This window comes from Sphingomonas sp., assembly GCF_019749955.1.
GTDB lineage: Bacteria > Pseudomonadota > Alphaproteobacteria > Sphingomonadales > Sphingomonadaceae > Sphingomonas.
The window spans coordinates 68281-81029 of sequence record NZ_JAIEPC010000008.1 but is presented as its reverse complement, the minus strand read 5'-3'; the positions used below and the strand labels follow the sequence as shown (position 1 = coordinate 81029).

The window sequence follows — 12749 nt, the reverse complement described above, 5'->3', positions numbered from 1 at the left end:
AAGATCCACGACAATTGTGACAAACTCCCAATGTAACAATTGTTAAAGCGATTGTAGCAGCGAGGGAGCCGAACGTGCGGACATTTGGTCGATCAGGCGTGCCAGTGGCGCTGTCGATGCTGATCTTGAGCGGGTGCAGCGGCGCCACTGGATCGACCGCCGCCCCGCCAGTCGCCGTCGCGCCAACTCCCACGCCGACCCCGAGTCCAACCCCGACACCGACCCCAACACCGACGCCGACTGCATCCGTGGCGCTGACGGTGGTGAACGGCTTTGGCCCGGCGACCGCAGCCCCCGCCAGTCAAGTCGAGCTGTGGTCGGCGATTCTGCCGCAGTCGCAGGTGCTGGTGAACTGGACCGGTGGCACCTTCACCACCGACGATGAAGAATGGCACGCGACGCTGACCGTGCCGTCGACCAATGCGACACTCACCGCGAACATCCAGACGCTCGACATCACCTTTACAACGCGCACCTATACAACGCCCACCAGCGCGGTGAAGACAGCGCGGTTCTGGGTGCCGGTAAATCCCCGTGGGCTGATCCTGATTCTACACGGTACTGGCGGGTCGAGCAGTTTCATCGAGGCGACGGAGACGCGCTCGTTCGCGCTCAAGGCCATCTCGAAAGGCTATGCCGTGCTCGCGCCTGAAGCCGAGGAAGTGGCGGCAGGCGACCTCGACGGCAATGGCAAAATCCAATGGAATATCGCGCTTAACACCTCCAATACCGACCTGCGTGCGCTAGACGCGCTGCTCGGATCACTGGTTTCAACGAGTGCGATCCCAGCCGGATTGCCTTATTATGTCATCGGCATGTCGAACGGTGGCTCAATGGCGATTTCGCTTGGCGCCGTTGCTGCTGCCAGTGGCGCCAGCTTCCCGAATTTGCGCTTCAAAGCCGTGATCGACTATTGCGCGCAAGGTTCAATCAACGCGGCCAATATCAGCACAACGCCAAGCGCGTTTTTCCTTTGCGGCAACGACGACAATGACGAGGTCAACAATGCACAAGCGCAGGCCAACAGCCAGACCTTGATCGGGCGCGGCATTCCGTCCGTCGCCGCGCTGCATCCCGCGACCCCGCTTTATGATCAGCGCTTCATCCGCGTGTCTGGCATCTCCGCAAATCAATCGCGCGCCATCGCCAACGAGCTGCGCAACGCCGGTTTTGTCAACGCGAACGGCTTCTTCAACACCCCGACACCCACAATCTCCGCCGCTGTCACCGCCACACCCGCCAGCTACCCGACAATCTCAGCGCTGACATCCGCCCAGCAGCGCGATCTCGTAAATCAGATCCGGGCGATGCAAGCCGAACATCAATTCTTTTCCGATTGGGCTTCGCGATCACTGCGTTGGTTCGCGACCTATCCCTGACGACAATCGGGCTGGAATTTCGCGGCCAATGTCGCGCTCGAAACCGACAGGAATGCCTAAGCTCGGCGTAATCTGCCACAGTTTGGCAAACTGGAAAGGCGGGCGCATTATCTGTTTTCTACCGGATATCATGGTATCTCAAATCTATAGGTGTATGGCATAGATAATGCACCTCGTTCGGTGGTGGCGATTTCCACCACCGAACTGAGGAGTTTCAACATGAGTATCATCTTTCTGGCCGCGCTTGCGGCGACGTCCGCCGTCCCCGCTGATGATTCGGCGATCGGCCACGCCGATTGGGGTAAGGTTGCTGCAGCCGCGCGGCGCATGGAACTGCCCGCCAACACGCTCTATCAGGCGCTCACCACCCGCGAAGCACCGCGCCGCGATCCGCGTCAAACCCGCTTCTGCGTCCGCCGCGACGAGATCGTTCCCGGCAAGACCGGCATGGTCTGCCGCACGCAAGCGCAATGGACCGCGCTCGGCATCGATATCGAAGCTTCGCGCAGTTGAAGCGACGCGGCGTTAGCCGACAATGCCCCCGGCGGCGAGCACCGCCAGCGTCACCAATTCGCTGGCCGTGCTCGTCATCGGCGCGATCTGCACCGGCTTTTCCATCCCGACCAGCATCGGACCGATCACCGCATCGCCGCCGAGCTCGCGTAGCAGCTTGGCTGAGATGTTGGCTGATTGCAGCCCCGGCATGATCAGCACATTCGCCGGGCCGGAAAGCCGCGCGAACGGATATTTCGCGAGCTGGCGCGGGTTGAGCGCGACATCGGGCGCCATTTCGCCTTCATATTCGAATTCGACCCGGCGGGTGTCGAGCACGTCGACCGCACCCCGGATATTCTCCAGCCATTGCCCCTCGGGATTGCCGAAGTTCGAATAGCTGAGGAAGGCGACGCGCGGCTCATGCCCCATCCGCCGCGCGACCAAGGCGGTCTGCGTCGCAATGTCGGCGAGCTCTTCGGAGGTCGGGCGCTCGTTGATCGTCGTGTCAGCCATGAACACCGTGTGGCTCTTGCCGACCATCAGATGGATGCCGAACGGCGTGCAGCCATGGGCAGGGTCGATGACCTTGCGCACTTCGCGCATCGTATGGGCATAGGTGCGGGTGATGCCGGTGATCATCGCATCAGCCTCGCCGAGCTGGAGCAGCACCGCGCCAAAGATATTGCGATCCTGATTGATCATCCGCTCGCAATCGCGCCGCAGATAGCCGCGCCGCTGGAGCCTTTTGTAGAGGAAATCGACCATCGCGGGCACCAGCGGCGAATGGCGGCTGTTGTGCACCTCATAGCTGTCCGGGTCGGTCACCCCGAGCGCGCGCAACCGATCGGGCACATCGTCACGACCAACCAGCACCGGCGTGCCATAGCCGCCGTCCTTGAAGGCGATGGCCGCGCGCAGCACGACTTCCTCTTCGCCTTCGGCAAACAGCACGCGTTTGGGGTGCGCACGCGCACCCTCATAGGCGAGCGTCAGCACCGATGTCGTCGGGTTGAGCCGTGCCTTCAGACACTGACGGTACGCGGCCATGTCGGCGATCGGTTTGGTGGCGACACCCGAATCCATCGCCGCCTGCGCAACCGCTGCCGGCACGATTTCCATCAGCCGCGGATCGAATGGCGCCGGGATGATATAGTCCGGGCCGAAGCTGTGCTTGACGCCATAAGCCAGCGCGACTTCTTCGGGCACTTGCTGGCGCGCGAGATCGGCCAGCGCGGTGGCGGCGGCGATCTTCATTTCCTCGTTGATGCCCGTCGCGCGCACGTCGAGCGCACCCCGGAAGATGAACGGGAAGCCGAGCACATTATTGACCTGGTTGGGATAATCCGAGCGCCCCGTGGCGACGATCGCATCGGGCCGCACCGCCTTCACTTCGGGCGGTGTGATTTCGGGATCGGGATTGGCCATCGCGAAGATGATCGGGCGCGGCGCCATCGCGATCACCATATCCTGCGTCACGGCACCCGCCGCCGACAGCCCCATGAACACATCGGCGCCGACCAAAGCTTCGGTCAGCGTGCGGCAATCGGTGGGCGCGGCATGCGCGGATTGCCACTGGTTGACGCCTTCGCGCCCGCGCCAGATCACGCCCTTGCGGTCGCACATCAGCAGATTATCGCTCGGCAGCCCCATCGACTTGATCAGCTGGGCGCAAGCAATGGCGGCGGCGCCCGCGCCGTTCATCACGACTTTGGTGTCCTTGATGTCGCGCCCGGTCAGGTAGAGCGCGTTGATCAGCCCGGCCGCGGCGATGATGGCGGTGCCATGCTGGTCGTCGTGCATCACCGGAATCTGCATCCGCTCTTTGAGCGCCTGCTCGATGATGAAGCATTCGGGCGACTTGATGTCTTCGAGGTTGATCCCGCCAAAGGTCGGCTCAAGCAATTCGACGCATTCGATGAAGCGCTGGACGTCCTCGGTCTTCACTTCGATGTCGATCGAATCGACGTCGGCGAAGCGCTTGAACAGCACGGCCTTGCCTTCCATCACCGGCTTTGACGCCAGCGCGCCGAGATTGCCGAGGCCGAGGATGGCGGTGCCATTCGAAATCACCGCGACGAGATTGCCCTTGGCGGTATAGTCATAGGCGGTTGCCGGATCGGCGGCGATGGCGCGGACGGGGGCGGCCACACCCGGCGAATAAGCGAGCGCCAGATCGCGCTGGGTCGCCATCGGCTTGGTCGCGACGACCTCGATCTTGCCGGGCCGCCCTTCGGAATGAAACAGCAGCGCTTCGCGGTCGAGTTGTTCGTTCGATTCTTCGGACATTGGCAGCCTCTCAGGTTTCACGCAGCCTTAAGCCGTCTGCGCGGCTTCGTCACCCCGGCCCAAGCGGCATGCGATCAGCTCAGGCCGCTTCTTCGACCGACACCGACAGCCGGTTCATCATCGCGTCGCCAAAGCTGGTCATGAAGGCAATGTCGGCGGCATCGCGCCCGACGCCAATCCGCGCCATGGAGCCGTCGATTGCCATGCCGGTCGGGTCGATAAGGTGCCATGCGCCGTCGAGATAGACATCGGCGACGGCATGGAAATCCTGCGGCTTGACGCCGAGCGCATAGACGCTCGCCATCCGCGCGGGGATGCCCGATGCGCGGACCAGCGCGATCATGACATGCGCATAATCGCGGCATACGCCCTCGCGCCGCACGAACGAATCGATCGCGGTGGTGTTGGCGTCGCTCGATCCGGGCACATAGCTGAAGCGCGATTCGATCCAGTCGCGGACGGCGGCGACGAGTGCGCCGCCGTCCAGCCCCGCAAATTGCGCTTCAGCGAACTTCACAAACTGGTCCGACGGGCAATAGCGCGACCCCATCAGATATTGCACCGTATGGCCCGGCAGCCGGTGCATCGCGACCTGCGGCAGGCTCGCCCAGCGCGCCGGGGCGCGATCGATCGCCACGGTCGACCGGTAATCAATCACCAGCCGATCGTGCACGCGCAGCCACAGCCGGTCGCCGACCCCGTCTTGCGCCGCGACGCGCGCAAATTGATCGCAGGCGGAAATGTCGATCCAGGCGTGCTCGAGGCGCTGATCGGGCGTCGCTGCTGCCTCAAGCTGGAGAAGAATATCGGTAGGCTTGGCGAAACGGTAATCGAGCTGGGTGTGGACCTTGATTTTCATGATGCTCCAAAAGCGCAGGCGGGCCGCAGCGGTTCCGACCCCACAGCGCTCCCGACCATTGCGCGCTGATAAGGCATTCTCATGACGGCGCGCGATTTCTTCGCTAACCCCGGTCAAGATGGTTGCTGCCCCCGCCCCCGCTCCCACCCCGATGATGGCGCAATATCTCGCGCTGAAAGCTGAGGCCGAGGATTGCCTGCTCTTCTACCGGATGGGCGATTTCTTCGAGCTGTTCTTCGATGATGCGCGGATCGCCGCGGCTTGCCTCGACATCGCGCTGACCGCGCGCGGCGAACATGACGGGGCGCCGATCCCGATGTGCGGCGTGCCCGTGCATGCGGCGGAAGGCTATCTCGCGCGGCTGATCAAGGCGGGGCACCGCGTCGCGATTGCCGAGCAGACCGAAAGCCCTGAGGCGGCGCGAAAGGCACGCGGATCAAAGGCGCTGGTCGGTCGCGCGATCGTGCGCTTCGTGACGGCGGGCACGCTGACCGAGGAAGCGCTGCTCGATTCTCGCGCCAGCAACTGGTGCTGCGCGATCGGCGAAGCAGCAGGCGGCGTCGCGATTGCCGCCGCCGACAGCTCGACCGGGCGCTTCGAGGTGATCGAGACGAGCGGCGCGATGCTCGGCGCCGAACTCGCCCGCCTCGGCCCGGCCGAAGTGATCGCGTCGGAGGCGAGCGCGTTCGAGCTGCTGGCGACGGCGCTGCGCCCGCGCGCCGATTTCGAGTCGGTGCGCGGCGAGGCACGGCTGAAGGCGCTGTTCGGGGTGGCGACGCTCGACGGGTTCGGCACGTTCAGCCGCGCGGGGCTGGCGGCGGCGGGCGGGCTCGTCGGTTATCTCGATCACAATGGGCGCGGCGCGCTGCCGTTCCTGCGCCCGCCTGCGCTCGCCCGATCGAGCGAGAGCATGGCAATCGACGCGGCCACCCGCGAAAGCCTTGAACTCACCGTGTCGCAAGCGGGCAGCCGCAAGGGCAGCCTGCTCGACGCGGTCGACCGCACCGTGACCGGCGCGGGCGCGCGGTTGCTGGCAACCGATATTGCTGCGCCATTGATGGACCGGGGTGCGATCGACGCGCGGCTCGACCTCGTCCAGCGGCTGGTCGAGGAAGAATTGCTGCGTGAGATGCTGCGCAGCAATTTGCGCGCGGTTCCCGATATTGGCCGCGCTTTGGGCCGTCTCGCGGCAGGGCGCGGCAGCCCGCGCGATCTCGGCCAGCTACGCGATGGCCTCGACGCGGCGTGGCGGCTCGGCGAGCGGCTCAGTGCGCTACCCGCGCCACCGTCGCTGCTCGTCGCGCTCGCGCCGCAACTGCGCGGACATGGCGCGCTCATCGACCTGCTCACCCGCGCACTAGTCCCCTCGCCGCCGATCGACGCGAGCGTTGGCGGCTATATCGCGGAAGGCTATGACGCCGCGCTCGACGATCTGCGCAGCACCGGCGCGGGCGGGCGGCGCGCGATTGCCGCGCTCGAAGCGCGTTACCGGCAGGAGACCGGCATCGCTGCGCTCAAGATCCGCCACAATGCGGTGCTCGGTTATCATATCGAAGTGCCGGCCAAACACGGTGACGCGCTGATGCGGCCCGACAGCGGCTTCACCCACCGCCAGACGATGGCCGGCGCCGTGCGCTTCAACGCCCCCGATCTGCACGAGGTGGCGCTGAAGGTCAGCCAGGCCGGCACCCATGCGCTTGCCGCCGAAGCGGCGCATCTCGAAGAACTGACCGCCACCGCGCTTGCGACGCGCGAGGCCATCGCTGCCACAGCCGATGCGCTGGCTCGGCTCGATGTCGCCGCCGGCCTCGCCGAGCGCGCAAGCGAAGGCGGCTGGGCGCGGCCCGATCTAGTCGCGCACGCCTGTTTCGAAATTACCGGCGGGCGCCATCCGGTGGTCGAGGCCGCGCTCGCCAAATCGGGCGACCGCTTCGTCGCCAACGACTGCACGCTGAACGAGGCGTCCCGGCTGTGGCTCGTCACTGGGCCAAACATGGGCGGCAAATCGACCTTTCTTCGCCAGAATGCGCTGATCGCCGTACTCGCGCAGGCGGGCAGCTATGTCCCCGCGACGCGCGCGCGGCTCGGACTGGTCGACCGCCTGTTCAGCCGCGTCGGCGCGTCGGACAATCTCGCGCGGGGGCAATCAACCTTCATGGTCGAGATGGTCGAAACGGCGGCGATCCTCGCGCAGGCCACACCGCAGAGCTTCGTCATCCTCGACGAAGTCGGGCGCGGCACCAGCACCTATGATGGCCTCGCAATTGCCTGGGCGGTGGTCGAGGCGATCCACGACGATAATCGTTGCCGCTGCCTGTTCGCCACGCATTATCATGAGCTGACGCGGCTGGCCGAGCGCTGCGACGCGCTGTCGCTCCACCACGTCCGCGCGCGCGAGTGGAAAGGCGAGCTGGTGCTGCTCCACGAAGTCAGCGAAGGCCCCGCCGACCGCAGCTATGGCCTCGCCGTCGCGCGGCTCGCCGGGCTGCCCCCGGTGACGATTGCGCGCGCGAAAGCCGTGCTGGCAAAGCTGGAGGCGGGCCGCGCCAAGACCGGTGGGCTCGCGGCGGGGCTCGACGACTTGCCGCTCTTCGCCGCGATGGCAGAGCCGGAACCCGCGCCCGATGCACTGCGCGCGGAACTCGCCGCCCTCGACGTCGACGCGCTCAGCCCACGCGACGCGCTCGACGCGCTTTATCGGCTCAAAGGGCTTACTTGACCGGCGACGCGTCCGGCCCCGTCCATGTCCAGGCGACGATCTTCCACCCCGTCGCCCCGCGATCGAGCGCGAAGGTCATCTGCGCGGTTTCGCTCATCGCGACGCCCTTCAGCTTGAAGCTGTAGACCGAGGGCACGATCACATAGGCGTGATTGCCGGTGACGAGTTCGCGCGTCGGCGTGCCGATGCGGACCGTCGGCTCAGTAATGTCTTTGGCGGTGGCGTCCTTGCCATAATCGGCCACCCACATGTCGAACGCCTTGGGACCGCCCCAGCGGAACGGTGGCACCTCGTCGATGATAACGACCCCGCCTGCCGCCATCTGCGCCTTGGCCGTCGCATTGTCGCCCTCGTTGAAAGCATCGATGAACGCCGTGATCGGTGCCTCGAGTGCCGCGTCGCGAGCTGCCGCTGGCGCCGATAGCCCAATCGCCAACGCCACCGCTGCTATTCCGCGCATCTTCATCCCCCGTCTCCGTCTTGCCGTCCCCGACGATGAGAGTAGCGGCGAATGGCGGTCGCGCAACCGCGGGGCAATTACCCCGCGCGCAGCCGTGCGTCGAAGGCGGCGCTCGCGGCACTGAGCGATTCGGATTGGGCGCGCACGCTGCCCGCGACATCGGCGATGGTGTTGGCAAGATCGATCGCGGTGCCGGCCTGATCGGCAAGCGCACCCAGATCAACCTCGACCGCATGGCCGCTGTCGGTCGCGCGGTCGACGCTGGCGAAGATGCCATCGGTTGCCTGCGCCTGGCTGGCAATCGCGCGCGCGATATCGCTCGCGCCGGCCGCAATCTGGTCGACCTTGCCCGCCATCGCTTCGATCGCGGTGACGACGTCGTCGGTATTCTGGTCCATATCGGCAATGTGCCGCCCGATGCCGACCGCGGCTTCGCGCGTTTGCGCCGCGAGCGCTTTGACTTCGGCAGCAACGACCGCAAAGCCGCGCCCGGCCTCGCCCGAATGCGACGCTTCGATCAGCGCGTTGAGCGCGAGCGTGTTGGTGCGTGCGGCAATGCGTTCGATTTCGCTGGTGATGCCGCGCACCATCCGGCTGCTTTCGGACAGCGCTTCGGCGCGCTGGCGGGCGCGTTCGGAGGTTGCCTCGGCTGTCGCCGTCGCCTGCACCTGCCCTTCGACCTGATGGCCGATCTGGGCGATCGAGTCGCGCAGACGCGCAGCGGCGGCCTGCACCGCCGACATCGATGCGCCCGCGCTGACCGCGCGCTCACGGACCGCACCGACATGGACCGCGCTTGCGTCACCGACACGGGTCAGCAATTTGGTCGATCCGGCGAGCTGGCGAACCGCATCACCCAGCCCGTTGACGACCGCCACCACGCTGGTTTCGAAGCGCTGCGCATGCTCAACCATCAGCGTGCGATGCTCGGTCGCGGCGCGCGCATCTTCGGCCGCGCGCATTTCGGCATGGTGCTTTTCGAGCGCGCGTTGGGCTTCGCTCGCACTCGTGGCTTCCTCGGCCCGGCGCCGTTCGAGCGCCGACAATTCGATCGCGGCACGCATCCGGTCGCTGAACAGCCGTGCCTGCCCCGAATTCAGAATCGCGAGAATGACGATGAAGACCGCAATTGCCGCTGCATAAATCCAGGGCACGGCGACCGACGGGTAGAGATTGAGCCATAACCGCACGCCCAGCACACCCATGAACGTCATGGCCGCGCCCGGCATCAGCGTGAGCATATTGCCGCCAACACTGATGATCGCAACGGTCATGCAAGCAATGCCGATCCGATCCTCGAACAGCGGCGCCATGTCGAGCGCGGCAATCATGGTGAACCAGCCGAGCGCATTGAGCATAGCAAAAACATAGACGCGGCGATCGAGCTGATCGATGGGGATCGCCCCGCGCTGTGTCCGATTCTGCCCAAACAAGGGCCGCATCAGAGCGATCGAAAGCAACAGCGGAACGGCGGCCACGATCATGAATGGCTGGCCAAAGCGCAGCGCATAAACGGTGCACATGCCGATCGGCACGACGATATTGGCGATGCCAAAGCCGATCAATGTGTCGACGGTCGTGTTCACGCGGTCGGCGCGGCTGAGATCGTCGATCCCGACCAGCCGCAACAGATCGGCACGCGACCGTAATTCGCCCCCGAGCGCAACAGCCCAACCGTGATCAACGCGTTTCAGCATCATTGGCTGACGTAGCGGCAGAATGGTAAATGAACCGGTAACGATACCCCAAGCATCGGGTGACGGCGCGCGCTTGACCGCCTATATCTTGGGGATGAGCACTCGCTTCGCTGGCTTGCCGCACCGCCGCGCCATTATCGACCGCCGCGCGCTGGCCGATCGGCTTGCCGCGATCGAAGGCGATGATCCCGTCCAGCTCCGCATGGCGGCAACAATCATGCTCAAGGTCGCGCTGACGCTGGGGCGCGCCGAAATCGCCGAGCGGCTGGTGGCAGCCCCCTCGCGCGGGCTGGAGGCGGCGGCGGCGCAGGCCTTTCTGATCGACCAGATCCTGCGGCTGCTCTATGATTTCGCGACCGAGCGGCTCTATCCGCGCGCCAGCCCAACCACTGCCGAGCGGCTCGTGCTGATGGCGGTCGGCGGCTATGGCCGTGGCGAAATGGCGCCGCATTCGGACGTCGACATCGCGTTCCTGACGCCGTGGAAGCAGACCGCCTGGACCGAGCAGGTCATTGAATCGATGCTCTATGCGCTGTGGGATCTGGGGCTGAAGGTCGGCCACAGCGCGCGCTCGCTTGATGAAATGGTGCGCCAGGCCAAAGCCGATGTGACGATCCGCACCGCATTGCTCGAATCGCGCTACGTCTGGGGCGACACGATGCTCTACGACGAAGCGTCGCGCCGGTTCCGCGCCGAAGTCCAGGCCGGCAGCGCGCGCGCCTACATCGCCGACAAGCTCGCCGAACGCAACGAACGCCACAAGAAAATGGGCGACAGCCGCTATGTCGTCGAACCCAATGTCAAGGAAGGCAAAGGAGGGTTACGCGACCTCCACACCTTGTTCTGGATCGGCAAATATGTCCACAATGTCGACAGCGCCGCGGGCCTTGTCGAAGCCGGATTGTTGACAGCGGCCGAATATCGCCAGTTCCACCGCGCCGAGAATTTCCTCTGGGCGGTGCGCTGCCACCTCCACTGCATCACCGGCCGCGCCGAAGACCGGCTGACCTTTGACGTCCAGCGCGAGATCGCCGAGCGGATGCGCTATGCCGACCGCCCCGGCGCGTCGCGGGTCGAGCGGTTCATGCGGCATTATTTCCTGCAAGCAAAAATCGTCGGCGACCTGACCGGCGTGTTTCTGTCGCACCTTGATGATGCCTTCGCGTCGCGTGGTCGGCGGTTCGGGCTGCCGATGCTGATGCGGCGACCGCGCAAGCTCAATGGTTTCAACCTTGATCGTGGGCGGCTGTCGCTGCCATCGGACGATTTCTTCGCCAAGGATCCGGTTCGGCTGATCGAACTGTTCGCGCTGGCCGACAAGCACGGCCTCGAAATTCACCCGTTGACGATGCGCGCCGCCGCCCGCGATGCCAAGCTCGCCGATGATGTGCGCGATGATCCGCGCGCCAACGCGCTGTTCCTCGACGTACTTACGTCGCGGCGTGACCCCGAAACCGTGCTGCGCTGGATGAACGAGGCCGGCGTATTCGGCCGGTTCGTGCCCGATTTTGGCCGCGTCGTCGCACAGATGCAGTTCGACATGTATCACCACTATACCGTCGACGAGCATTCGATCCGCGCCATCGGTCTACTCGCGCGGATCGAGCGCGGCGAGCTTGAAGAGGATCACCCGCTCGCGGCCAATATCATGCGCAACATCGTGTCGCGGCGCGTGCTCTATGTCGCGGTGTTGCTCCATGACATCGCCAAGGGGCGCGGCGGCGACCATTCGGTGCTCGGCGCCGATGTCGCGCTCAAACTCTGCCCCCGGCTCGGGCTGTCAAAGGCCGAGACCGAGACGGTATCGTGGCTGGTGCGCTGGCATTTGCTGATGTCAGCGACCGCGTTCAAGCGCGACCTGGCCGATTACAAGACGATCATCGATTTCGCCGAAGCCGTGCAAAGCCCCGAGCGGTTGCGGCTGTTGCTCGCGCTGACCGTGGTCGACATTCGCGCGGTTGGCCCCGGCGTGTGGAATAGCTGGAAGCGCCAGTTGCTGTCCGAACTCTACGAGCTCGCCGAGGAATTGCTGCGGCTGGGCCATAAGCAAAAAGGACGCGGTGAGCGCATCGCGGCAAAGCAGGAAGCGCTGGCGGCGATGCTCGGCTGGAGCAGCACGGCGTTCAGCAGGTTTGTCGCGCGCCTGCCCGAAGCCTATTGGATCGCCGAGCCCGACGATGTGCTGGCGAGCAACGCGCGGCTGATCGCCACCGCCGGCGAGGCTGAATTGTCGATCGAGGCGAAAGTCTATCCCGATCGCGGCGCGACGCTCGTCACGCTTTACGCCGCCGACCATCCGGGGCTGTTCTACCGTGCAGCGGGCGCGATTCACCTGGCTGGCGGCAATATCATCGACGCGCGCATCCACACCACGCGCGACGGGATGGCGCTCGACAATTTCCTCGTTCAGGACCCGTTTGGGCGACCGTTCGACCGACCCGAACAGCTTGCCCGGCTAAAGGCGACGATCGAGGATGCGCTCGCCAACCGCAATCGCCTCGCCGAGCGGCTCAAGGCCAAGCCGCTGCCGCGCACCCGCGCCGAAGCCTTCACAATCGCCCCCGTCGTGCTGATCGACAATAATGCATCGAACCGTTTCACGGTGATCGAGGTAAACGCGCGCGATGGCCCGGCACTACTCAATCGGCTGGCGCAGGCGCTGTTCCAGTCGAAGGTGACGATCCACTCGGCGCATGTCGCCACCTATGGCGAGCGCGCGGTCGACACCTTTTACCTCACCGATCTGCTCGGCGAGAAGATCAGCAGCGGCCAGCGGCTGCGCGCGATCGAGCGGCGCCTGCTGGGCGCGGCGGCGAATGACGCGGAATGGGCACAGGCTGCCTAGCGACGACAA

At 65.2% G+C, this 12749-nt stretch carries 8 protein-coding genes; 4 read left to right on the top strand and 4 right to left on the bottom strand.

Translation table 11 applies throughout. The annotated features are described in order from the left end of the window. Positions 1 to 74 precede the first annotated feature (74 nt). Positions 75 to 1379, top strand: a complete 1305-nt coding sequence (locus tag K2W81_RS01450) for a hypothetical protein (protein WP_294100669.1) — start codon at positions 75 to 77, stop codon at positions 1377 to 1379. 219 nt (positions 1380 to 1598) lie between these two features. Then, positions 1599 to 1892 (top strand): hypothetical protein, encoded by a 294-nt coding sequence (locus tag K2W81_RS01445; RefSeq protein WP_294100668.1) that lies wholly within the window; start codon positions 1599 to 1601, stop codon positions 1890 to 1892. A gap of 12 nt (positions 1893 to 1904) precedes the next feature. Here K2W81_RS01445 and K2W81_RS01440 read toward each other — a convergent pair whose 3' ends face one another. After that, complete coding sequence (locus tag K2W81_RS01440; RefSeq protein WP_294100667.1) at positions 1905 to 4160, bottom strand: NADP-dependent malic enzyme; 2256 nt, start codon at positions 4158 to 4160, stop codon at positions 1905 to 1907. A 79-nt stretch (positions 4161 to 4239) separates the two neighbouring features. Further along, on the bottom strand, positions 4240 to 5019 hold the full coding sequence (locus K2W81_RS01435; RefSeq protein ID WP_294100666.1) for a transglutaminase family protein: 780 nt from the start codon (positions 5017 to 5019) through the stop codon (positions 4240 to 4242). A 151-nt stretch (positions 5020 to 5170) separates the two neighbouring features. Between K2W81_RS01435 and mutS the strand changes: the two genes are divergently transcribed. Then, positions 5171 to 7738: a DNA mismatch repair protein MutS gene (gene mutS / locus K2W81_RS01430; RefSeq protein ID WP_294100864.1), complete on the top strand. Its 2568-nt coding sequence runs from the start codon at positions 5171 to 5173 to the stop codon at positions 7736 to 7738. Here the strand turns inward: mutS and K2W81_RS01425 are convergent. Both K2W81_RS01425 and K2W81_RS01420 read right to left on the bottom strand, forming a co-directional pair. Continuing rightward, entirely contained in the window at positions 7731 to 8204 is a 474-nt protein-coding gene (locus K2W81_RS01425; protein WP_294100665.1) for a nuclear transport factor 2 family protein, read from the bottom strand. The two genes, mutS and K2W81_RS01425, sit on opposite strands and share 8 nt — an antisense overlap. A gap of 71 nt (positions 8205 to 8275) precedes the next feature. Next, entirely contained in the window at positions 8276 to 9895 is a 1620-nt protein-coding gene (locus tag K2W81_RS01420; RefSeq protein ID WP_294100664.1) for a methyl-accepting chemotaxis protein, read from the bottom strand. 94 nt (positions 9896 to 9989) lie between these two features. Here K2W81_RS01420 and K2W81_RS01415 point away from each other — a divergent pair, with 94 nt between their 5' ends. Beyond that, complete coding sequence (locus K2W81_RS01415) at positions 9990 to 12740, top strand: [protein-PII] uridylyltransferase (RefSeq protein ID WP_294100663.1); 2751 nt, start codon at positions 9990 to 9992, stop codon at positions 12738 to 12740. Positions 12741 to 12749 lie beyond the last annotated feature (9 nt).